The organism is Gemmatimonadaceae bacterium (assembly GCA_035606695.1).
Taxonomy (GTDB): domain Bacteria; phylum Gemmatimonadota; class Gemmatimonadetes; order Gemmatimonadales; family Gemmatimonadaceae; genus JAQBQB01.
In genome coordinates this window covers 38,643-60,029 of sequence record DATNEW010000031.1, presented here as the reverse complement: position 1 = coordinate 60,029, position 21,387 = coordinate 38,643, and the positions used below count along the sequence as shown (strand labels likewise).

The window sequence follows — 21,387 nt, the reverse complement described above, 5'->3', positions numbered from 1 at the left end:
ACTATTGCCACGCCTCGCCTCCAGACATCCCCGGCGCTTCGCTTTCAGGCCTCGGCCTACCGAAAAAGATGCGGCACAAAGCGCGACGTATTGCCCGTCACCCAGCCATCCGCCTCGCGTACACCCAGGCCCCCGGCCTCCTGCCCGATGATCCAGCTGCCGAGCACCGGACGCTTGCCGTCGAGCTCGGGAATCGGCGCGAGCTGCTGAAACACGTAGCCCTCGGCGCCATACTCACCCGTCGACTCGAGATGCTCCTTCATCGTGTGCACCGTGACGTTCGCGCCTTCGCGCGACAGCAGCGGCTTTTTCACATACTCGAACATGCCGTGCGGCTCGTCGAGATACGCGGGTAAGAGATTCGCGTGGCCCGGAAACAGATCCCACAGAATCGCGAGAATGCCCTTGTTCGACAGGACCATCTTCCACGCCGGCTCGATGAAGCGCGTCTTCGTCCGTGGAATGTGCTGCGCGAACGGTTCGTGGACGAGCCATTCCCACGGGTAGAGCTTGAACAGCGTGTCGATCGTCTCGTTCGACAGGTCGGCGAACTCGCGCGCGTCCGGATCCCAGCCGATGTCGCTGATGCCTACGAGCTGCGCGCGCAATCCCGCCTGCACCGCCGTCTCGGCGAGATACGCCGCGGTCATTCCGTCTTCGACGTCGTCCATCGACGAGAAATGGACGAGCGGACCGAGCGCGCTGCGTGACGTCAGATACGGAATCATCTCACGCCACACCGCGACCAATCGTTCGTGCAGCGAATTGAATTGATCGGCGCCCGAATGACACTGCTCGAGCCAGTCCCACTGAATCACCGAGGCTTCGAGCAGCGAGGTCGGCGTGTCGGCGTTGTACTCGAGCATGACGGGAGGACCGCCGGAGCCGTACGCCAGATCAAAGCGCCCGTAGATCGACGGCGGCTCGTCTTCCCACGACTGCTCGATGAGCGGAATTGCGTGCTCGGGGATCTTGAGCTCGGCGTACCGCTCTTCGTCGATGACGTGCTGCACCGCCTCGAGGCAGCGCTCGTGCAATTCGTTCGTCGCGCGTTCGACGGCGTCGATCTCGTCGGTGGTGAATTGATAGTACGCCGACTCACTCCAGTACGGCTCGGCGCCCGTATGCCACTTGAGGCCCCGCGCCTCGACGGTCTCGCGCCAGTTCGCGCGCGGTTCACAGACGATGCGTTTCATGATTGGTGTCAGCTTCCCGCGAACGCGTGACCTTCACCGATGCCGCCGAATCCGCCGCGCACCACACTCGGGCGCGCGGCCGGTGCGCTGCGACTCGGCGCGTAGACCGTCGGCGAGATGGTGCGGAGTGCTCCGCCGCTGGAGACGTAGCCGTTGTATCGCGTCAAGTAATACAGCCCGGCGTACGGATAAACCCGCGGATACCACGCGCCACCGTAGTAATACCCATGGTGCACGACGGCGGAATCGCACGCGACCTGCGCGTAGCTTTGGGGCTCGCACGGATCATAGGCGACCGAATCGCCCGCGCAGCGCGCGCCAACGGTGGCGGCGAGGAGGGGAACGAGCGTCAATGGCACGGCGCGCGAGCGCCGAATGTGATCGAGCTTGGACATACGCCAGCACTACGACCGGCCGCGCCCGCGAGTTACAGAAATTTCCGCCACCCTCGCCGGCATCCTCACAACGCCCTGACACCGCCCGCACACCACCGGATCGCGCCGGCAGGCAACTTTCGTCACGTTCTCCGTGACTGAGGCGACATGGACACCATTCTGCAGGATCTTCGCTACGCGGGCCGCAAGCTGTTGCGCGCGCCGGGCTTTACGATCATCGCCGTGGCGACGCTCGCGCTGGCTATCGGCGCAACGACCGCCGTGTACTCCATCGTCGACGGCGTGCTCCTCGAGCCGCTGCCGTTTCGCGCGCCGCAGGAGCTCGTGCGCCTTCAGTCCACCGGCCGCGACGGAAAGCCGTTTCCGTTGTCGCCGTCCGACTATCTCGACTACAAGGATCTGGCGACGACGTTCACCGACATGGCGCAGTTCAGTGTCGGCTTCACGAACTTCGCAACGACGTCCGGCGATCCCGTGCGTCTCGATCGCCTCGTCGTCGGTCCCAGCTTTTTCTCGGTGCTCGGCCTCGCGCCCGTGCGCGGACGATTCTTCGCGTCGAACGAGGGAGCCCCCGGCGTTCCGAACGTCGTCGTGATCTCGGAGAAGCTCTGGCGCTCTCGCTTCGCGAGCAGCCCGTCGGTGATCGGGCAAACTATCATGCTCGACGAGCGGCCGGCGACGATCATCGGCGTGGCGCCGAGCACGGCGAGCTATCCGCAGCCGAGCGATGTGTGGACACCGAAGGTGTATCAGCCGTCCGCGGACGCGAGCATGCGCGGCATGCACTCATTCTTCGCGCTCGCACGGGTGAAGCCGGGTGTCTCGATCGCGCGCGCGCGCGACGAGGTAAAAACGATCGCCAAGCGATTGGGAGAGCAATTCCCGCAACTGGACTCGGAGTTCGGCGCCGACGTGATGCCCATTCAGGAGCAGCTCGTCGGCAACCTGCGGCCCACGCTGTTCTCGCTGCTTGGCGCGGTTGCGTTCGTATTGCTGATCGCCTGCGCGAACGTCGCCAACTTGCTGCTGGTGCGCGCGTCCTCGCGCTCGAGTGAGATGGCGGTGCGGACCGCGCTCGGCGCCGGCACGTCGCGTATCGTGCGGCAGCTCGTGACCGAAAGTCTCCTGCTCTCACTCGCCGGCGCGGCGATTGGTGTCGCGCTCGCGACGTGGGCGGTGACCATACTCGTGAGCTTTGGTCCGCGCCTCCTGCCTCGCCTGCAGGATGTATCGGTGAATGGACGCGCGCTCGGCGTGACGGCGCTCGTCGCCGTCGTCACGGGCATCGTGTTCGGGCTCGTACCGGCGCTCTATACCGCGCGGCCCGACATCGCGTCGATGCTGCGCGAGAGCGTTCGCGGCTCGAGCAAGGGCGGCGTGCATCGCATGCGAAGCGCCCTCGTCGTCGCCGAATTGGCGCTGGCCGTCGTGCTGCTCGTTGGCGCGGGCTTGCTCATCAAGAGTTTTGTAACACTGCTGCACGTCGACCTGGGTTTCCGCACCGAGAACGTGGTGACGTTCGATCTGCCGCTGCCGCCGGCGAAGTACGCCACGGATGCCTCGCGCATCGCGATCGCGAACGACGTGATGGCGCGCATCCGCGCGCTTCCGGGAACGCAGGCGATCGGCGTCACGGCGGGGCGCCCGCTCGCCCGCTCGCTGACGATGACGAACTTCGACGTCGTCGGCGAGCCGGTGAAGGACCCTATGCACCGTACCATCACGGAAGTGCACGCGACGTCGCCGGCGTTCTTCGACGCGATGGGCATGACGCTGAAGCAGGGACGCTTCTTCACCGAGGCGGAAAATCGTCGCGATGCGCCCGGCGCGCTCGTGGTGAACGCGGAGTTCGCGCGCGCCTACTTCGGAAGGGTGAGCCCGGTCGGAAAGCACATCATCCTCGGCATCGGCTACAACGAGCCGCTGACACCGGGCGACACCAATGGCGTGACCGGCGAGATCGTCGGCATCGTCGGCGACGTGAAGCAGCGCGGGTTGTCGACCGACGCGTTTCCGGAAGTCTACGTTCCATTCAACGCGCTTCCGGGCGGGCTCGTGTCGGTCGTCGTGCGTACGCAGGCGCAAGCGAACACGCTGGAGGCGGCCGTGCGCAGACAGGTCGCGCAGATCGATCCGCGCCTGCCGGTCGTGGGCATGAACACGATGTCGCACGTCGTGGCCGATTCCGTCGCGCAGCCGCGCTTCTACATGCTGCTGCTCTCCGCGTTCGCGATCATCGCGCTCGCGCTGGCGGCGATCGGGATTTACGGTGTGATCTCGTACACCGTCGCGCAGCGCGCGCGCGAGATCGGCATTCGCATCGCGCTCGGCGCGAGTCGGGAGCGCGTGCTCCGGCTCGTGCTCGGCGAAGGGCTTACGCTCACCGTGCTCGGCGTGGGGCTTGGGCTCGCCGCGGCGTTCGCGTTGACGCGTCTCATTCGCAGCATGTTGTTCGGCGTGCAGGCCGTTGACGTGCTGACGTTCGTGGCGGTGGCGTTGTCGCTGGTGGTGGTGGCGTTGCTGGCGAGCTGGCTGCCGGCGCGACGGGCGGCGGCGGTGGATCCGCTGGTGGCGATGCGGGTGGAGTGAGACCACCAGTCATCCTCGCGACCTGAGCGAAGCGAGGGGAGTCGAGGATCTGCTCGTGGGAACGGCGTTCACAAGAGCAGATCCTCGACTCGCTGCGCTCGCGAGGATGACAGTCGGATTGCGCGCTCGCAAGGATGACAGTTGGATTGTGCGCTCGCGAGGATGACAGTGCGCCCCTACGCGTCCGGCTCCCACAACTCGATCGGATTCCCCTCCGGATCGTGCGTCCGGGCGAAACTGCCAAGATTCGGATACGACTCCGGCTCCGACACCTCGATGTTCGCGGCGCGCAGCTGCGCGACCATCGCCGCGAGGTCGCGCACGCGGAAGTTGAGCATCCACTGCTGTTCATCGCGGCCGAAATACTTCGAGGTTTGCGCGAACGGCGAGAAGGCCGTTACTCCCGCTTCCGTCTGCCACGGCTCTCCGCCGGTGCTGTCGGGCACCTTCGGAATGCCGAGATGCTGCTCGTACCACGCCGCCAAGGCCTTCGGATCGCGCGCGCGGAAGAACACGCCGCCGACACCAAGTACGCGTTCCATGGTCAAGCCACCGCCAGTTCGGCACCGTGCTCGCGGCGCTTGCGGCGCAGCACGCCCGCCGACACGAGCGCGAAGATGAAGCCCACCGGAAACGGCTCGGCGAACGTGGCGGCGGTCACGAAGAGCGGATTCTCGACGCGCTGGACCATCGTGTCCATGTTGGCGCGGATCTTTGCGACTTCGGCGTCACTCTTTCCGTCCTTGCGCGCCTGCTCGACCATCGACTGCCCATACTTCGCATAGAAGTTCGGCATGAACTTGTAATAGATCACTTCCCAGGTCGCGACGTAGCACAGACTGGCGATCACGGCGATGAGCAGACCGGTGCCGAACGCGCGTCCGAAGCCGATCGTTCCGCCAAGTACGTTGTCGCGATACGAACGTACGCCGAAGTAGATCAGCAGGAAGGCCGCGACCATGCCGGCATAACCGACGAGCCAACCCAGACTTCCGTGTCCGAGGTCGTCGATGAAGGGCATCGTTGCCATCATGAACACCGCCATGACCGCGCCGGAGATCAGGCCGAACGTCCAAACGATTTTTTTCATTGGATGAGGGGTTAGGGACGACGGCATCCTGCAATCACGAGCGAATTTCCGCGTCACCCATTCGGGTGATTTTGGCGAAAACGCCGAAAAATCACCCGTTCAGGCGATGAGACCGTGCTCTTTCGCGATCTGAACGGCCTGGGTACGCCGGCGGGCGTTGAGCTTGTCGAACAGACGGCTGGAATGCGTCTTCACGGTATTCTCGCTCACGAACAGCTTTTCGGCGATCTCGCGGTTGCTCAAACCCGCCGCGATGTGCGTGAGAATCTCGTGTTCGCGCGGCGTGATGCCCAACTGCTCGAGTCGCGCCTGGTTCATGACGAACGGCGTCGTCTCGCGCACGACGACGATTTCCTTTTCCGTTTTGCGCCCGGTCATCTTGAGCCCCAACCAGATGCCGAGCGCCGCGAAGACGGCGGCAACAATGCCGCCGTAGATCTCGAGCGAGTGCTCGACGACCAGAAAGCGATACTCGGTGAGGTCGAGCGCTACGATGAGCACGCCGCCGAGGAAGCCATAGAGCAGGATGGTTCGCCACATGACGCCCCGAATATGCCTCCAAATGCAACGATCCCCCAGAGTGGCATGCCACGCTGGGGGATTTCGTCCAATCGAAACCGGCCGATCAGATGGTTCCGCGATTGGCCCGGAATTGCCGAACGATCCAGATCAGCAGCACCGCGCCGAACGTCGCGACCAGAATGGAGCCAATGAGTCCGCGCGCGCCGATGCCGACGAGACCCAGCACGAATCCGCCAACGATACCGCCGGCGACGCCGAGCAGGAGGTCCATCAGGATGCCGTAGCCGGACCCGTTCATCACCTTGCCGGCGAGAAATCCGGCGATGATTCCCACGATGATCATCCAGATCATTTCGTCCCCCCTCCACGAGTGTCAGACAAGAATTTCTCGACCGCGGGCCACACGACGTCCGGCCGCTCGGCGTAGGTGAAGTGGGCCGCCCGCGGAACCTCGAGGAGCGACGCGCGACCGTGCGGCATCGACGTCACCCACTCTTGGACGAGGTCCATCGGGATCGACTCCTGTTCACCGTGCACCACCAGCAGCGGAACGTCGAGCGTCGCGAGCCGAGGCCTGAGGTCCCGATCACCATACGAGGCCATGATCACGCGGTTTCCAATCCGGTTTCCGTACTGGATTCCGGACACGTCGGAGCCGCAGAGGTCCGACTTTACAAGTGGAAGCGAGCGTTCGGGCTCGGCCAGGCGCGGCAGCATGCCGATGGACCAGTATTCTCGGCAGGCCTGGCGCACCGAATGCGAGCGACGTTGTGCGGGTGCGCCAACGCGTAGCTCGCGGCGAGCAGCGGGCCGTACGAGTGCGCAAGGAGCGTCATGCGCTGCAGGTGAAAATGCTCGCGCAGCTCGTCCGGGTCCTGAATCTGTCGCGCGGCGGCGAGAACGATTGGGCGTGGCGTGCGCATGGCCGATCATACCTGGGGACCGCCGGTCTCCGTTGGAGAACCGGCGGTCGAATGTTTTCGCGATCGTCATCGATCCGTGATCGATCGTATTTCTAGAATACTAATACTACTTCTTTAATCCCCTCGCGATGCCGCCGTGACCCGAGCACGCGCCGCGACCGCCCTTGCTCGACGTGCCGTCGGTGCATTTCACCAGCTTCGCCTCGGCCTTGTCGGCCTTCGATTCAGCCTTCGCGATCTTCGCGTCGCCTTTGCCGGGTTTCGCGGCGCCCTTGGCCATCTTCGCGTCGGCCTTGTCGATCTTGTTGTCGATGTGCTTCGCGTCGTTCGCGGCTTTGTTCTCGGCCTTGAGCTTCTGGCCGTCTACGCCGCCATGGCCCGAGCACGCTCCGCGGCCCGTCGCGGTGGACGGCGTGCCGTCCTTGCACGGCTTGCTGGTGACTTGCTGCGCCTGCGCGGCCGCGCTGACCGCGAGCACGAGAGCCGCGCCCGATACCCACGAGAGCAAACGAGAATGCATGACTCCTCCACAGTGAGCGGATGGTGGAAGATAACGCTACCGGCCCTTCAACTTCTCGAAGGCCTCGTTCACGTCCGCGGGCACCAGCAGCGAGTCCGCGATGCCGGCGATCTCCTCGGCCTCGCGCCACGCCGTCTCGAGCTCGTTGAGCTCGCCCTGCATCGCGCGACGTTCCGCCTCTTCGTGCAGCGCCATCTCGAGCGCGAGCGAGTATTCGCGCGGCAGCGCGAACAGGCCGCTCTTCATCGCCTGGCGGCCGTCGCGCGAGGCGTTCCAGCGCTTGCCACTCGGCACCGACGGCCGCGTGAGCGTGCGCCCAATGCGCGTGAGCGAGTCGAGATAGCCCTCGGACCCGCCGCGCTGCTCGATCTCCGCGACCGCCTGCGTGATCGTCTCCTTCTTCCCGCCGAAGCGATTCACCTTGGGAATCACGATCGCGGCAACCTTCTCCGCTTCGCGGCCGACGAAATCGGCGCTGCCGTTCTTGAAGCGAAGATGCAGCGCCATCTCGCCGGCGGGGGTGCGATCGATCGTCGTCTCGCCCAAGTGGCGGCGGCGAACGTGAACAACGCCGTGTGCATCGGTCGGGATTTTCGCGACGACTTGCTCGGCGCCGCCCTGGACCAGAAATCGTGTCAGGTTGGTCGCGACGCCGCCGAATCCGGCGATACTCACACCGGCGACCGCGCCGCCGATCATGAGTCCCCCAACCGCCGCGACGGCACCGCCGGCGATGAGAAGTTGATTACGGCGGCGGCGGCCGAATTGGTCGCCATAGCGCCACGCCGCGAACTCCGGACGCAGCGGCTCGCCGATGCGAACGAGCGTCGTACCACCGCGCAGCCTGGCGAGCCCGATGTTGTCGGTGGCAACGCGCGTTCGCGTGTCGCGATACAGCCGCTCGGCTTCCTCGATGGTGTCCCAGCGCTCCTCGAGCGGCGAAAGGTTCCATCGCTCACAGCTTGGGCACACGACCCACAGGCGCCCCTTCGCCGCGTCAAAAGCCAGGCGCTTTCCCACCGGGAAAGTTTCGAACGTCTCGTTCGCGCCGAGGGAGCGGTTGCAGAAAAGGCAGGTGGAGAACATCTCTGCGTAGTCTACGCGCGGTGACGGGAAAATGTGTCAGTCCGCCTTCGCGGATCAGTGCGCGGCGGCCATCGGCAGCACCACCGAGAACGTCGAGCCTTTGCCGAGCTCGCTCTCGACGACGAGATCGCCGCCCATCGAGCGCGCGAGGTCGCGGCTGATCGCCAGACCGAGCCCCGTGCCGCTCGCGGTGCGCGTGAGGCCGTCGTCCACCTGCACGAACGGCTCGAAGATCGACTGCAGCCGATCGGCGGGTATGCCGACGCCGGTATCGCGCACCTGGATCAACGCCTTGTCACCGTACTCGCGCGCGGCGACGCGAATGACACCCGCCTCGGGCGTGAACTTGATCGCGTTGCCGACGAGGTTCACGAGAATTTGCTGCAACCGCTGCCGATCGGCGGTGACACAGAACGTTTCCGGCGGTGAGATCAGCGCGAGCTCGATTTTCTTTGCCGTCGCCTGCGGTTCGACGAGCGGCGCCAGATCGCCGATGACGTCCATGACGCGCACCGGCTCGACTCTGAAGCGTACGCGTCCCGCCTCGAGCCGCGCAAAATCGAGAATGTCGTCGATCAGGCGCGCCAGGTGGGTTTGACTACGTTCGACGCGACTGAGCGCTTCGGCCTGCTGCTCGTTCACTTCGCCGTAGACGCCGGAGCGCACGAGCGATGCAAAGCCGAGCGCCGCGTTGAGCGGCGTGCGCAGCTCGTGGCTCATCGACGCGAGGAACGCCGCCTTCGCGCGATTCGCCGACTCCGCGGCGGCGCGCGCGCCGCGCTCGGCCTCGAAGAGCCGCGCGCGCTCGAACGTTTCCGTCGCGATGCGTGACATCGCGCTCATGAACGCGCGGTCGCCCGCCGACAGGGCGTGCCCGGTGGCGAAGCGCATGAGCAACACACCAACGACTTTTTGCTCGGCGATGAACGGATACGCCGCGATCGACTTGACGCCTTCGGTCTCGTGGGTCGCGCGAATCCGCGGAAACCGCTGTCGCATCTCTTCCTCGCTCTCGACGAGCACCGGCTCGGCGAGGCGCGCCGCGGCGGTCATGGGCATGTCGGCGTCGAGCGGGACCGTCGCGCCGACCTGGCTCACCTTGATGTCGCGCAGCGCGACGAAGCGCAGCTGAGCGCCGTCGACGACGGCGAGCGCGCCCGAATGCGCGCCGAGCGCGGTGACGGTTTGATCGACGATGAGCTGAATGACTTCGGACATGGAGAGCGCGCCGGTGAACGCCTCGGTCGCGGCCTGCAATCGTTCGGCGCGGCGCTCCGATTCTTCCGCGAGGCGCAGCGCGGTTTGTGAATCCGTCAGCGCGCGACGGCGATCGGCGAGCGCGCGATCCAGATTTCGGTTGACGAAGAACGCGAGCAGGCCGGCGGCCAGCGTTCCGAGAAGAATTACCGCGCCCTGAATCTCTGTGGAGCGCGTATCGTCGGCCTTCCGAATGGTGAACAGCCGCTCTTCTTCGGCGGCGACGCTATCGATGAGCCGGTGAATGTCGGTCATCAGACTGCGCCCCGGACCATGCGAGATGATGCCGGCCGTGAGATTGGTCTGTCCCGCGCGTTCGGATGCAACCGTGGAATCGAGCACGTCGAGACGGCGCGTGATGCGGGCGTGCAGCGTGTCGAGCCGCGCCTGCTGCCTTGGATTGTCGCGGGTCAGCATCTCGAGCCGCTGCAGCGCGCGTTCGGCCCGCTGCGGGGCGCCGCGATAGGGTGTGAGAAATGACGTGTCGTGCGTCAGCAGATACCCGCGCTGTCCCGTCTCCGCGGACAGCAGCGATGTCTCGAGATCGGACGACGCGTCCATGACGTCGCGCGTGTGCAGGACGAGATCGCGCAGAATGATTTCGCGCCGGAGCGCCGTGTAGGCGAGGCCGCCCGTGAAGACGACGATCGCGGCCGGCCCGAAGACGGCGAGTCTTCGGGTCAGCCGATTGCGGCGACGACGATCGGGCATGTGCGGACTTCGGCGTCCTGGCGTACGACCGAAACAGCTATCTCGTCGCGCGGCCTACCAGGCGATCGGTAATCCCGTCGGCAATCGCCTTCGCGTCGGCGTGTTCGTCGTTCGTCAACACGATGATCGTCGCATGCTTGGACGGAATGCGAACGTAGGCGTTGCGCTTGCCGTCCGGCGTTCCGTACGCCGTGAAGCGCGCCACGCCCTTGTAGGTGTCGCTGGTCCAGCCCTGGCCTTCATTGAAATGGACGGTGGTATCGCGCGCGTAGGTCCGCGGATTCTCGAGGCCGAGCGAGAGGCGATAGAGCTCGTCCACGTCGGACATGATCCGGCCGTCGGCCGTGGCGTTGGTCTTGTGCATGCCGATCGGCGTCGAGACGCCGCGCGCGACGCACGACTGCAGCGCGGTCATCGGCGGCCCGCCGCGTCCGCCGCGTCCCCGGCCGGCCTGCGTGGCCCCCGGCGTGGCCGCCGGCGCGGCGCTGTCCGTCGTCGCGGCGGCCGTGGTGCGCTGCGTCGCCAGCTGATCGCAGATCCCGTTGATGATGCTGCCGAGTCCCTCGAGCGAGAACTCGGGCACGGTGGTCGTGGGCATGTACTTCGCTTGCGGGGGAATGCCGTACGACTTGTCGGCGAACACCTCGCCGTTCTGCGCGACGAGCACCGTCGCGCCCGAGGCGGTGTCCGAGTATTTCTTAAAGAGCGAATCGATATAAGCAATCTTGAATGGCGCGTCACTCGACGCGCGGTGCATCACTCGCCGCGTCGCCAGATTGAAGCGGTCGCCCGGATACAGCGTGATGAACGGCTTCCCGGCGTCGTTCTTGTCCTTGGCGTTGTAGACGAACGCCTTGTTGCGCCCGATGATCCGCGCGGTGTCGCCCTTGACGAGCCACGCCGTCCCCTCGTCCTCGGAGATCGCGAGCAGGTTCGGGTACTTCGGCACGATCGAGTCGGCGAGATCGGCCAATCGCTCGCGCGCCACGACGTGCTGGTCGATTCCCACGCCGCGCAGATACGCAAAGCCCTTCTCGTGGCTGGGGTCGTCCATGATCATGTTGTTGTTCGACGGCGCGCCGCGTACGAGGAAGTCGCCGAGAATCGATGCGCCGGCCGACGAACCGGCGATCACGCCGCCGCGCGCCAGCACGTCGTTGAACGCTTTCTCCGTCTTGGTACCGGCGTACGAATCCACGAGATGGAACTGCCGGCCGCCGTCGAACCACACGCCGCCCGCCTTGTCGAGCACCTTCACGAAGCTGTCGGCATCCGCGAGCGTGCGGTTCGTGGTGTGCAGCACGTAGAGATTCCTGGCTCCGGCGGCGCGCCAACCGCGCGTGCCCGAATAGTTCTGCGCGTATGCCGTGTCGCCGCCCGCGGTGGGCACGAGCACGATGAGCGCATTCGGACCGCCCGCGGCCTGAATGAATGCGTTGTAGACCTCCGGCCCCATCGAGCCGCCGCCGACGACGATCACCGTCCCGTGAGGCGGTCCAACTTTGGTGGCGGGAGCAGCGGCGCGATGCGAGGTCTGCGCGAAAAGACAGGCGGGTGCGGCGACCGCAATCAGGGCGACCGCACGTTTGATGAGCGACATGGAATCCTCGAGCGTGGATGTGACCGGCTCAAAGATATGTCTGCGCCACGCGCGATGGCGAGATGAGCGCGGCGACTTTAGCGAGCCGTCGCGGCGCGCGGCAGGGTCAGCGAGAACCTCGAGCCCGCACCCAGCCCGCTCGAGAGCGTGATGTCGCCACCCATACCGCGCGCCAGATCTCGGCTAATGGATAGGCCGAGCCCGACCCCGTCGCGCGAGCGCGTGTAGTTGGTGTCGACCTGCACGAACGGCTCGAACACGGCCTCGTGCTTTTCCGGCGGAATGCCGATGCCGGTATCGCGAATCTCGGCGACCACGTTCTGCGCCGTGACGGTGTACTCGAGGCCGATTCGCCCTCCCTCATCGGTGAAGCGCACCGCGTTCGCGAGCAGGTTGAGCAGAATCTGCTGCACCTTTTCGACGTCCGCCCGCGCGACCGGTTCGGGGCGGCAGGTCTTGAACTCGAACTGCAGCCGCTTGGCGCTGAGTTGCGGCAGAATCAGCGACTCGACGGTCCGCGCGACCTCGCACAGCGGAACGTCGCACACGTTATAGCGCACATTCCCCGACTCGAGGCGCGCGTAGTTCAGCACCTGATTGATGAGCCCGAGCAGATGCCGCTGGCTGCGCTGAATGCGCTCGAGCGCGTCGCGCTGCGCCTCGCTCACGGCGCCGTGAATGCCCATGTCGAGCAGCTCCGTGTAGCCGCCGATGGCGTTCAGCGGCGTACGCAGCTCATGGCTCATCACCGCGAGGAACTGGCTCTTCGCCCGATTCGCCTGCTCGGCGACGATGCGCGCCTGCTCGGCTTCGGCGCGCGCCGCGCGTTCGCGGGCCAGCAGTTCTTCGCGTTCCTGTTCGAGTTGCACGCGACGGACCAGCTCCGCCTCGAGCGCGCGGGCGCGCTGCTGCAGCTGCGATATTTCCGCGAGGCGTTCACGCTCGTCGCGCGCGCCGTACATCTCGGTCGGGTGCACGTGCGTATGCGCGTCGCAGACACGCTTGAACGCGGCCGCGTCCTCGGCATCGCCGAAGCCGCCCATGCCGTAGCCGCAGAGAAGCTCGAACCGCTCGCGCTGCGCGAATGCATTCCAGAGATCCTCGAGCGCCAGAGCCGCGTCGCGTTTGTCCTCGTCCCACAGCACACTGACCATTTCGCCGTAAGCGCACGGCTCCCGGCGGGTTTGCGCCGCGACGTCGCGAACGAGCCGGCCCACGGTATTCTCGAAACGCGCCCGGTCCGGCATGCCGTTTACCAGGAGCGAATTCAGCATTTCCTGCGCGTCGAGAAAACGCGACATGCCGCGCCGGCCCAGGTCGCCGACGTCGTAGCCGCGCGCGCTCAGCGCGACGGCAAGTGATTGTCGATGCTCGTCAGTGGCGATAACGACCGCGGGGCGGCCGGCGCGAAAGCCGTCGGCGAGAAAGTTCGCCACGGTCTCGACCAGGAATTCATCGCTCTCGTAGAACTGGACCGCGTGGGAGTGCGCGGCAGATGCCATTGCGACCTACCTCGCTCGAAACGCGCACGCGCGGAGCGCAAAGCGATGCCCCGAGTGCATTATTGAATATCCGCGTTTCTTTGCCCGGGAGCAATTGTCTCCCATAGAAAGGAGGCCACTCCCGTCTTCATGACGGCCTCGGCCATTGGCCCGAATCTCGCGAACGTGTGCGAGCGATTGCACCCTGGAGGATGAGTGGCGGTGGATGTGACGCAGTTTGGTTTGCGCGAAATGCTGAAGTGCAGTCTGGATGTTCGCGAGTGTGGCCGAAGTGAGCCGAGCATGGAATCCGCCGGCCGGAAAATCTGCCGGTACTTTTATAATGAGCTGGTGAGCTCCGACGGCGGTCGCGCATGCGCGCTCGTTCGGATGTACAAAGTGCATCCGTTCGGCGGTTTGCCGCCCGAGCTGCAGCGGTTCGCGCGCCGCGCGTTGCGATCGGCGGACGGCCCATCGATCGCCGAAACCGATACGATGCGGTGCCTCGCACTACTCGCCACCGTCGGCGACGAAGAGGCATGGAATCATCGCCACCTTTCGCACGCACATCAGGCCATTCCGCTCCCAAGCGCGCAGATCGTCTCGCGCGCGCCGATGATTGCACAGCTCATTCGGCAATTTGGACTCGACCTGGACGACGTCATCCGGCCGTCGCCGGACCTGTTGCGCAACACGGAAGGCAAGACGTACGGCGTCTTTCACGTCGAGGAAGCCGCGGACAGTCCCTACATCCCGGCGCAGGCCCAATTCGTCGAACGCTACGGCATTCGCTCGGTGTTGGGATTCGGCGGATCGTTGCCGGGCGCGGATCTCTTCGCGGTGATCCTCTTCGCTCGCGCGCACATCCCGCCGGATGCGGCCGATCGATTTCGGACGATCGCGCTCGACGCGAAGGGCGTGTTGCTTCCCCACGCGTCGAACGGCACGGTGTTCGACACGCCAAAGGCGCCCGTCCGATGACGCGCGAATGACTGAGGGTCGCTGAGCCGACGTTTTGCACGCGAGGGCGGTGCGGCTTTGATTTATGGCATGCCCCGCTATCTCATCTTCTCCGAAGGCCAGTTCGGCACGCCCGCGTCCAAGACCGGCAACTCCGTGATTCGATATTCCGCCGGCCATGTCGCGGCGGTGCTCGACAGCACGCGCGCCGGCCAGCGCGTTCAGGACGTCCTCGGCTATGGCGGCGACATCCCCGTTGTCGCGAGCATCGATGAAGGCGTCGCGCGCGGCGCCGATGCACTGATGGTCGGAATCGCGGTGAACGGCGGCGGACTGCCGGCCGAAGCGCGCTCGGCAATCGCGCGCTCGATCGAACGTGGTCTCGCGATCTGGAACGGGCTGCACACGTTCGTCGCCGACGATCCGGAGCTCGGGCCCCTGGCCCGCCAATTCAAGGTCGAGGTTCGCGACGTTCGCCGGCCGCCTGCCGACTTGCCGGTCGGCGGCGGCCGTGTGCGGGAGATCGAGCAGACGGTCGTTCTCGCCGTCGGCACTGACGCGAACATCGGCAAGATGACGGTCATGCTCCAGCTTCGCGATGCGATGCGATCGCGCGGCACGCGTGCCACGTTCGCGCCGACGGGACAAACGGGGATTTTCATCGACGGCTGGGGGATATGTGTCGATGCCGTCGTCGCCGATTTCATCGCGGGCGCCGCGGAATCGCTCACTCTCGAAGCCGCGAGGACATCGGACATCGTGCTCGTGGAAGGCCAAGGATCCATTCTGCATCCCGGATACTCCGGCGTGTCGCTCGGGCTGCTGCACGGCAGCTTGCCGCACGCGTTGATCGCGTGCGATCAGCCGACACGAAAAACGTTTCGCCACAACGCGTGGCTTCCAATTCCACCGCTCGGCGAGGTGATCGCGTTGCACGAGGCGATGGCGCATCCGCTGCGTCCCGCGAAGACGATCGGTATCTCGCTGAACACGGTGGACATGAGCGAGCGCGACGCGCGCGCGGAGATCGATCGCGTGACCGAGGAGACAGGATTGCCGACGACTGATCCGGTTCGATTCGACGCAGCGCCGTTGGTGGATGCCGTCCTGGCGTTCGACGCCGAGCGGCGCGCGGTTGGCGCTGGAGCGGTGCGATGAGAATTCTTAGAACATCGGTGCTGGTGCTTTCCGTCGCGGCATTGAGCGCAGCCACGGCCTGCGAGACGCGCGAGTCCGAGATCGGCGCCCTGCGCGGGGTCCGGTACGTTCCGGCGCGCGGCAAGGTCGATTTCACACTCTACGACACGCAGGGCCGTCCGTTCGACTTCGTACAGCAAACGCGCGGCACGGCGACGCTCCTGTACTTCGGCTACACGAACTGTCCCGACGTGTGCCCCATGCACATGAACAACATCGCGGCGGCGATGAAGAAGCTGTCGCCTGAGGATCAGGGACGGGTACGCGTGGTATTCGTGACGACGGATCCGAATCGCGATACGCCGGAACGCCTGCGTAGTTGGCTCGACAACTTCGACAAGCGGTTCATCGGTCTGCGCGGGCCACTCGATTCGGTGAACGCCATCGCGCACAACCTCGGGCTGCCCGCGGCGTCGATGGAGATCATGAAACCCGGCGAAGCTGGCCCGATGAACTATGGAATGGGCCACGCCGCGCAGGTGCTCGCCTACTCGTCGGACGATAGCTTGCGCACGGAGTATCCGGGCGGATTCACGGTCGACGATTGGACGAACGATCTGCCGCGGCTGATCAAGATTCGTTGATGCGTAGCGCCAGCAGCGCGAACGTCGCGAGCCAGTGTTCGCCGGCGTAGTCGCCCGCGACGTGCGGCAGGCTCGCGTTCAAGTGTCGCTCCGCCGTCTCGAGCGCGATCGCGCGACGCGCGTCGTCCAGGCGAGGCGCAATGCTTCGCCAGCACCACGCGCGGCTCAGATTCAATCCGTCGAGATGCGCGATCTTGCCGTCGGTGCGATCGGAAACGGTCACGGGCTCGAAGAGCGTCGCCGGCTGCCGCTGCGCAACGCGCGGCAAGAATCGGTCGAACCAGCGTGACCACGTTGCGGCGTCGACGAGCCGGCGCATGCACTCGGCCTCGATGAGCGCGGAGGAGAGGAAATCGTCGCCGCCAGGTTCCCACGCTTGGGCATCGACATCGTTGCCGTACCACGCCGTCGCCTTGTCGCGCAGCAGACCGACGAATGATTCGTCGGCGGTGACGGTTGCGTACTCGTGCGCCAATGCCAGCGCGAACGCGGTGTTGAAGTGCGTGCCGACGCGAATCGGATAGAGCGCCTTCGGCAGAAACGCGCGAAAGCGATCGGCGAACGCGTCGGCCAGCGGCTGCATCGTCTCCGACCAGCGCGACGCCTCCGGCGAGGAATGGCGTAGCAGCTCGGCGCTGAGCATGAGGAGCCACGCCCAACCATAGGGCCGCTCGAACGTTCCGCGATTCGGCCGCTGCAAATACGCCACTTCCGCCGCGACGGCCTCCGTCGTGAATTGCGCGTCGAAGAGCTCGCGAATGCGCGCGCACTCCGGGAGATCGGGAACCTCGCGATACACCGTGGCAAGCAGCCAATAGCCGTGCACGTTCGAGTGCCAATCGAAGCTGCCATAAAAGATCGGATGCAGCACGCTCGGCGCACGGAGATCTTCGGGGCCGTTGAGCACGTGATCGAGCTTGTTCGGATACTCGCGCTGCACGTGGGCGAGCGCGAGCGACGCGAAGCGCGAGGCGATGGTCTTGTCGAGGGTCATCGGTGATAGACGCATACGTACATGATCGCGATGTTGGCCGCCAGCAGCACGATCGCGGTTGGAATTTGCACTTTGATGACGGCGTTTTGATCGGGCAGCTCGAGCAGCGCCGCGGGCACGATGTTGAAGTTGGCGGCCATCGGCGTCGAGAGTGTGCCGCAGTATCCGGAGAGCATCCCGACGGCGCACATGATGATGACGTCGCCGCCGAACTTGTGCGCGATGAGCGGCAGCCCGATGCCCGCCGTCATGACGGGAAATGCCGCGAACGCGTTGCCCATGATGGTCGTGAAGACCGCCATGCCGATCGCGTATGCCGCCACGGCGGCGAACGCGGTGTTGAGTGGAATCCAGCGATCGATGATCTGCGCGACGATCGGTCCGACACCGGCCAGCGCGAACATTGCACCGAGTGCGGCGAGCACTTGCGGAAGCACGGCCGCCCAACCGACGGCGTCCATCAAACGCCGCCCTTCGTTCATCGGCGTGGAGAGCGGCGGCCGAAGCATGATGATCCCGACGATCAGCGCCACCACCGTCGCCACGCCGAGCGAGATCAGCGTGACCTGCTTCGGGTCGACGAGGGGCGTGCCGTGGATGACGACGTGCTTGAACCCGAACGTGCCGGCGAGGGTCACGGCCGGAATCGTCAACGCGGGCACGAACAGCCAATTGCCGAAGCGCTTCGCGCTCGCCGTGCGCTCCTCTTTTGTCGCCGACTCGGGCGGCGCGCCGCTCAACTTGCCGATCGCCATCACGAGCGTCATCGCGATGACCACGAGCCCATTCACGAAATTGGGAACGTACGACCCGAAGAAGAACGTGAACGCCCACAGTCCCCAGAACGCCGCGTTGTTGTAGCGTTTGGCGTTCCTACGATCGCGCAGGTTCGCGACGGCGACGCCGGCGAGCATCATCCCCATCAGCACGTTGATGAACTCGAGCGTGATCATTTACCGCCCGCCTGCGCACGCAGCCGGCGATCCAGGAGCATGAGCCGCACGCCGTGAATGATCAGCGCGGCGATGGCCGTGGGAATCGACCACACGGCGAGATCCTGCGGCTCGACGTGAATACCGTTCTGATCGAGAAACCCGCGAATCAGGAGGATCGATCCGATCGCGATGAAGATGTCTTCCCCGAAGAACACGCCGATATTGTCGACGGCCGCGGCGTGCGCGCGAATGTGATTCCGCGTCTCGTCGCTCAACTCGCCAAACTGATTCTCGGCGGCCGCTTCGGCCATCGGCGCGATGAGCGGCCGCACCATTTGCGGATGGCCGCCGAGCGAAGTGAGCCCGAGCGCGGCCGTGATCTGCCGGATGACGAGGTAGGCGAGCAACAACCGGCCGGTCGTCGCCGCGTGAATGCGCGAGATGACGATGCGCGCGCGTTCCTTGAGTCCGGCGTGCTCGAGTAAGCCGATCACCGGCAGCGCGAGCCAGACCACGGGCACCGAGCGGCTGTCGACGAACGCTTTGCCGAACGCGGTGATCACGTCGACGAGTCCGTGATGCGCCGCGAGGCCCGTCGCGACGGCCGCCGTGACGACGACGAGCAGCGGATTCACGCGAAACGCGAATCCGACGACGACGATGAGAATGCCGATGAGAGGGAGCATGGCGCGGGGAAGCTGGCGGTTCGGTCGAGCGCCGTCCAGTGCGTTCCGCGCCTGATCTGCGGCTAGATCTGCTCGACCGTGTAGCCTTTGTCGCGAAGCATTTGTACGATGCCAGTCTTGCCGACGAGATGCGCCGCGCCCACGACCACGAGCGCGTCGGTCTTTCCCTTGATCAACGATTCGATCTCGGGAATCCAGCTGCGATTGCGTCGCACGACCATGACGTCCAGCATCTCGGGCGACATCTCCGCCGACGCATTGAGCATGCTGTCGAGCCGCGCGGCATCGCCGGCGAGCCACGCATCCTTGAGCGACGTCATTTCGGCCACGGCGGCGTCGGGTCCCTTCGACGCGACGAGCATGCGCTCCTGTTGCGCGGCGGACAGGTTGTCGAACAAGTGCAGCTGCAGATCGACGCCCTCGAGGCCGATGACCGGCTTGCCGGCCTGCTTCGCGCGCTTGTCGAGCTGCATGTCGACGCCATAGTCGGCCTGGAAGCCGGCCTTCTGCATCGTCAGCGACGTCATGAGCAATGACACGAACCAGGGCTTGAACATCGCGACCTGATCGAGCGACATGCCGTAGAGATGGAGCAGCGAATCGGTTTTCGTCGCGGCCGCGGGCGACAACATCGTGCGGAGCGACGAACCGGGCGCGACGCGTGCGAGCGCGACCATCTCGGGCGCGCGCGCGACGACGGAGTCGAGGCTCGTCTCGAAGGCGATAGTCTGCGCGTGCGCGAACGCGGTGTCGACGATCGGCGGCAGCTTTCCCGCCTCGGGCGTCAGCAGGTGAACGGAGCCGAGCAGGTAGACCGTCGCGCCGTTCGGGCCATGCACGCGATACATGATGTGCTTGCCGGCAGGCGTCTGGGCGTGCAGCGGCAGCGCGACGACGATGGCGAGCGCGAAACGACCGAGTCGGGCAAGCAGGCGGTGCATCATTTGTCCTTGATCTTGGCCCACGTGTCGCGGAGGGTGACCGTTCGATTGAAGACGAGCGCGTCGGGCTTGGAGTCGACGGTGTCGGAGACGAAGTAGCCCGTGCGCTCGAACTGATAGCGCGTTCCCGCGGCATCGTTCCCGACGCTCGGCTCGATTTTCGCGCCGCGCACGACGGTCAGCGATTCCGGATTCAACGCGGCCATGAAGTCTTCGACGTCGTCGGGATCGGGAATCGCGAACAAGCGATCGTACAAACGCAGCTCGCAGTCGAGCGCGCGCGCCGCGGACACCCAGTGAATGGTGCCCTGCACCTTTCGGCCGTCGGGGGAGTCGCCGCCGCGCGTCGCCGGGTCGTACGTGCAGCGCAATTCGATGACCTCGCCGTTCGCGTCCTTCACGACGTCCGTGCACGTGATGAAGTAGCCGTAGCGCAGCCGAACTTCGCGGCCCGGCGCCAGCCGATAGAACTTCTTCGGCGGATTCTCCATGAAGTCGTCGCGCTCGATGTACAGTTCGCGAGAGAACGGCACCGGGCGCGAGCCGGTGAGCGGCACGTCATGAGGATAGTATGAAGCCTCGAGCTCCTCGACCTGCCCCTCCGGATAGTTCGTGAGCACGACCTTCAGCGGATTGACGACGCACATCACGCGCGGCACGCGCATGTTGAGATCGTTGCGCACGGCGTGCTCGAACGTGGCGAGCTCGGTGCGCTGCGGCTTCCGCGAGACGCCCGCCGCTTCGGCGAACGTACGCAGCCCTTCGGGCGTGACGCCGCGCCGGCGCAGGCCCGAGATCGTGGGCATGCGCGGATCGTCCCAACCGGAGACCAGCCCCTCGTTCACGATGCGCAGCAGTTTGCGCTTGCTCATGACGGTGTACTCGAGCGACAGCCGCGAGAACTCCGTCTGCTCGGGCGGATGCTCGAACTCCGTCTCGTGCACGAGCCAGCGGTAGACGTCGTTGTTGTCCTTGAACTCGAGCGAGCAGAGCGAGTGCGTGATGCCTTCGATGGCATCGCTGAGCGGATGCGCGAAGTCGTAGAGCGGATAGATGCACCACGCGTCGCCGCGGCGGTAATGAGGCGCATGGCGAATGCGAATCAGGATGGGGTCGCGCATCAACATGTTGTTGTGCGACATATCGATCTTGCCGCGGAGCACGTGCGCGCCATCGGGAAACTCGCCGGCGCGCATGCGCTCGAGCAGGTCGAGATTCTCGGCCACGCTGCGATCGCGATACGGGCTATTGGTGCCCGGCGACGTCACCGTGCCGCGATTCTCGCGGATCTCGACGTCGCTCTGCGAGTCGACGTACGCGCTGCCCTTTTCGATCAGCATCACCGCGAAGTCGTACAGCTGCTCGAAGTAATCGCTCGCGTACAGCTCCTCGTCCCACTCGAAGCCGAGCCAGCGAATGTCGTTCTTGATGGCCTCGACGTACTTGATGTCCTCCGTCTCGGGATTGGTGTCGTCGAACCGCAGGTTGCAGCGCCCGTCGAACTCCTGCTTGATGCCGAAGTTCAGGCAGATGGCTTTGACGTGACCGATGTGCGGAAAACCATTCGGCTCGGGCGGAAAGCGCGTGGCAATCCGCCGCCCGAACCGGTTGGTTGCTACATCTTCGGCGACCATCTCGCGGATGAAGTCGCGGTGCTTGGTTTCGGGGGCGGGAGCGGGGGAGGACATACCATCAAAGGTAACGCGCGCGTCATCCCGAG

22 protein-coding genes are annotated in these 21,387 nt (G+C 65.4%); 4 read left to right on the top strand and 18 right to left on the bottom strand.

Annotated features, from left to right (window positions below):
* Positions 1-56: 56 nt before the first annotated feature.
* Both VN706_16405 and VN706_16400 read right to left on the bottom strand, forming a co-directional pair.
* Positions 57-1,196: a glutathionylspermidine synthase family protein gene (locus VN706_16405; protein ID HXT17221.1), complete on the bottom strand. Its 1,140-nt coding sequence runs from the start codon at positions 1,194-1,196 to the stop codon at positions 57-59.
* Between the two features lie 8 nt (positions 1,197-1,204).
* Complete coding sequence (locus VN706_16400) at positions 1,205-1,591, bottom strand: hypothetical protein (protein HXT17220.1); 387 nt, start codon at positions 1,589-1,591, stop codon at positions 1,205-1,207.
* 147 nt (positions 1,592-1,738) lie between these two features.
* On the opposite strand from VN706_16400, the gene VN706_16395 reads away from it, so the two are divergent.
* Complete coding sequence (locus VN706_16395; protein ID HXT17219.1) at positions 1,739-4,180, top strand: ABC transporter permease; 2,442 nt, start codon at positions 1,739-1,741, stop codon at positions 4,178-4,180.
* A gap of 176 nt (positions 4,181-4,356) precedes the next feature.
* Here VN706_16395 and VN706_16390 read toward each other — a convergent pair whose 3' ends face one another.
* The 11 genes from VN706_16390 to VN706_16340 form a co-directional block, all read right to left on the bottom strand.
* Positions 4,357-4,722, bottom strand: coding sequence for a VOC family protein (locus VN706_16390; GenBank protein ID HXT17218.1), 366 nt, complete (start codon positions 4,720-4,722; stop codon positions 4,357-4,359).
* A gap of 2 nt (positions 4,723-4,724) precedes the next feature.
* A complete protein-coding gene (locus VN706_16385) occupies positions 4,725-5,270 on the bottom strand; it encodes a DUF4199 domain-containing protein (GenBank protein ID HXT17217.1) in 546 nt (181 codons plus the stop codon).
* Between the two features lie 99 nt (positions 5,271-5,369).
* Positions 5,370-5,810, bottom strand: a complete 441-nt coding sequence (locus tag VN706_16380) for a response regulator transcription factor (protein HXT17216.1) — start codon at positions 5,808-5,810, stop codon at positions 5,370-5,372.
* A gap of 85 nt (positions 5,811-5,895) precedes the next feature.
* A complete protein-coding gene (locus VN706_16375) occupies positions 5,896-6,144 on the bottom strand; it encodes a GlsB/YeaQ/YmgE family stress response membrane protein (GenBank protein HXT17215.1) in 249 nt (82 codons plus the stop codon).
* Positions 6,141-6,401 carry an alpha/beta hydrolase gene (locus VN706_16370; protein ID HXT17214.1) on the bottom strand — a complete coding sequence of 87 codons (261 nt, stop codon included), beginning with the start codon at positions 6,399-6,401 and terminating at the stop codon, positions 6,141-6,143. The genes VN706_16375 and VN706_16370 overlap by 4 nt, the downstream gene beginning before the upstream one ends.
* Positions 6,402-6,463: 62 nt before the next feature.
* Entirely contained in the window at positions 6,464-6,715 is a 252-nt protein-coding gene (locus VN706_16365; protein ID HXT17213.1) for a hypothetical protein, read from the bottom strand.
* A gap of 106 nt (positions 6,716-6,821) precedes the next feature.
* Positions 6,822-7,235: a hypothetical protein gene (locus VN706_16360; GenBank protein HXT17212.1), complete on the bottom strand. Its 414-nt coding sequence runs from the start codon at positions 7,233-7,235 to the stop codon at positions 6,822-6,824.
* A 36-nt stretch (positions 7,236-7,271) separates the two neighbouring features.
* The gene (locus VN706_16355; GenBank protein ID HXT17211.1) at positions 7,272-8,255 is read right to left on the bottom strand and encodes a hypothetical protein; all 984 of its coding nucleotides are present in this window, start codon (positions 8,253-8,255) and stop codon (positions 7,272-7,274) included.
* Between the two features lie 120 nt (positions 8,256-8,375).
* Positions 8,376-10,289, bottom strand: a complete 1,914-nt coding sequence (locus VN706_16350; protein HXT17210.1) for a CHASE3 domain-containing protein — start codon at positions 10,287-10,289, stop codon at positions 8,376-8,378.
* A gap of 37 nt (positions 10,290-10,326) precedes the next feature.
* A complete protein-coding gene (locus VN706_16345) occupies positions 10,327-11,889 on the bottom strand; it encodes a cyanophycinase (protein ID HXT17209.1) in 1,563 nt (520 codons plus the stop codon).
* A 77-nt stretch (positions 11,890-11,966) separates the two neighbouring features.
* Positions 11,967-13,391, bottom strand: a complete 1,425-nt coding sequence (locus tag VN706_16340) for an ATP-binding protein (GenBank protein ID HXT17208.1) — start codon at positions 13,389-13,391, stop codon at positions 11,967-11,969.
* Between the two features lie 282 nt (positions 13,392-13,673).
* Here VN706_16340 and VN706_16335 point away from each other — a divergent pair, with 282 nt between their 5' ends.
* From VN706_16335 to VN706_16325, 3 genes are all read left to right on the top strand, one after another.
* Positions 13,674-14,351: a hypothetical protein gene (locus tag VN706_16335; protein ID HXT17207.1), complete on the top strand. Its 678-nt coding sequence runs from the start codon at positions 13,674-13,676 to the stop codon at positions 14,349-14,351.
* A 69-nt stretch (positions 14,352-14,420) separates the two neighbouring features.
* Positions 14,421-15,488, top strand: coding sequence for a DUF1611 domain-containing protein (locus tag VN706_16330; GenBank protein HXT17206.1), 1,068 nt, complete (start codon positions 14,421-14,423; stop codon positions 15,486-15,488).
* Positions 15,485-16,111 carry an SCO family protein gene (locus VN706_16325; GenBank protein ID HXT17205.1) on the top strand — a complete coding sequence of 209 codons (627 nt, stop codon included), beginning with the start codon at positions 15,485-15,487 and terminating at the stop codon, positions 16,109-16,111. Before VN706_16330 ends, VN706_16325 begins: the two co-directional genes overlap by 4 nt.
* Here the strand turns inward: VN706_16325 and VN706_16320 are convergent.
* The 5 genes from VN706_16320 to VN706_16300 form a co-directional block, all read right to left on the bottom strand.
* Entirely contained in the window at positions 16,098-17,120 is a 1,023-nt protein-coding gene (locus VN706_16320; protein ID HXT17204.1) for a DUF2891 domain-containing protein, read from the bottom strand. The genes VN706_16325 and VN706_16320 overlap by 14 nt on opposite strands.
* Positions 17,102-18,058: a DUF979 domain-containing protein gene (locus VN706_16315; protein ID HXT17203.1), complete on the bottom strand. Its 957-nt coding sequence runs from the start codon at positions 18,056-18,058 to the stop codon at positions 17,102-17,104. The genes VN706_16320 and VN706_16315 overlap by 19 nt, the downstream gene beginning before the upstream one ends.
* Positions 18,055-18,726 (bottom strand): DUF969 domain-containing protein, encoded by a 672-nt coding sequence (locus VN706_16310; protein ID HXT17202.1) that lies wholly within the window; start codon positions 18,724-18,726, stop codon positions 18,055-18,057. The genes VN706_16315 and VN706_16310 overlap by 4 nt, the downstream gene beginning before the upstream one ends.
* Positions 18,727-18,788: 62 nt before the next feature.
* Positions 18,789-19,670 carry a TraB/GumN family protein gene (locus tag VN706_16305; GenBank protein HXT17201.1) on the bottom strand — a complete coding sequence of 294 codons (882 nt, stop codon included), beginning with the start codon at positions 19,668-19,670 and terminating at the stop codon, positions 18,789-18,791.
* Entirely contained in the window at positions 19,667-21,355 is a 1,689-nt protein-coding gene (locus VN706_16300) for a glutamine--tRNA ligase/YqeY domain fusion protein (GenBank protein ID HXT17200.1), read from the bottom strand. Before VN706_16300 ends, VN706_16305 begins: the two co-directional genes overlap by 4 nt.
* Positions 21,356-21,387 lie beyond the last annotated feature (32 nt).

Bases quoted from the DNA above. Each gene is read 5' to 3' on its own strand.
- VN706_16405 (HXT17221.1), bottom strand. From the start codon at position 1,196: ATGAAACGCATCGTCTGTGAACCGCGCGCGAACTGGCGCGAGACCGTC.
- VN706_16400 (HXT17220.1), bottom strand. From the start codon at position 1,591: ATGTCCAAGCTCGATCACATTCGGCGCTCGCGCGCCGTGCCATTGACG.
- VN706_16395 (HXT17219.1), top strand. From the start codon at position 1,739: ATGGACACCATTCTGCAGGATCTTCGCTACGCGGGCCGCAAGCTGTTG.
- VN706_16390 (HXT17218.1), bottom strand. From the start codon at position 4,722: ATGGAACGCGTACTTGGTGTCGGCGGCGTGTTCTTCCGCGCGCGCGAT.
- VN706_16385 (HXT17217.1), bottom strand. From the start codon at position 5,270: ATGAAAAAAATCGTTTGGACGTTCGGCCTGATCTCCGGCGCGGTCATG.
- VN706_16380 (HXT17216.1), bottom strand. From the start codon at position 5,810: ATGTGGCGAACCATCCTGCTCTATGGCTTCCTCGGCGGCGTGCTCATC.
- VN706_16375 (HXT17215.1), bottom strand. From the start codon at position 6,144: ATGATCTGGATGATCATCGTGGGAATCATCGCCGGATTTCTCGCCGGC.
- VN706_16365 (HXT17213.1), bottom strand. From the start codon at position 6,715: ATGCGCACGCCACGCCCAATCGTTCTCGCCGCCGCGCGACAGATTCAG.
- VN706_16360 (HXT17212.1), bottom strand. From the start codon at position 7,235: ATGCATTCTCGTTTGCTCTCGTGGGTATCGGGCGCGGCTCTCGTGCTC.
- VN706_16350 (HXT17210.1), bottom strand. From the start codon at position 10,289: ATGCCCGATCGTCGTCGCCGCAATCGGCTGACCCGAAGACTCGCCGTC.
- VN706_16345 (HXT17209.1), bottom strand. From the start codon at position 11,889: ATGTCGCTCATCAAACGTGCGGTCGCCCTGATTGCGGTCGCCGCACCC.
- VN706_16340 (HXT17208.1), bottom strand. From the start codon at position 13,391: ATGGCATCTGCCGCGCACTCCCACGCGGTCCAGTTCTACGAGAGCGAT.
- VN706_16335 (HXT17207.1), top strand. From the start codon at position 13,674: ATGGAATCCGCCGGCCGGAAAATCTGCCGGTACTTTTATAATGAGCTG.
- VN706_16330 (HXT17206.1), top strand. From the start codon at position 14,421: ATGCCCCGCTATCTCATCTTCTCCGAAGGCCAGTTCGGCACGCCCGCG.
- VN706_16325 (HXT17205.1), top strand. From the start codon at position 15,485: ATGAGAATTCTTAGAACATCGGTGCTGGTGCTTTCCGTCGCGGCATTG.
- VN706_16320 (HXT17204.1), bottom strand. From the start codon at position 17,120: ATGCGTCTATCACCGATGACCCTCGACAAGACCATCGCCTCGCGCTTC.
- VN706_16315 (HXT17203.1), bottom strand. From the start codon at position 18,058: ATGATCACGCTCGAGTTCATCAACGTGCTGATGGGGATGATGCTCGCC.
- VN706_16310 (HXT17202.1), bottom strand. From the start codon at position 18,726: ATGCTCCCTCTCATCGGCATTCTCATCGTCGTCGTCGGATTCGCGTTT.
- VN706_16305 (HXT17201.1), bottom strand. From the start codon at position 19,670: ATGATGCACCGCCTGCTTGCCCGACTCGGTCGTTTCGCGCTCGCCATC.
- VN706_16300 (HXT17200.1), bottom strand. From the start codon at position 21,355: ATGTCCTCCCCCGCTCCCGCCCCCGAAACCAAGCACCGCGACTTCATC.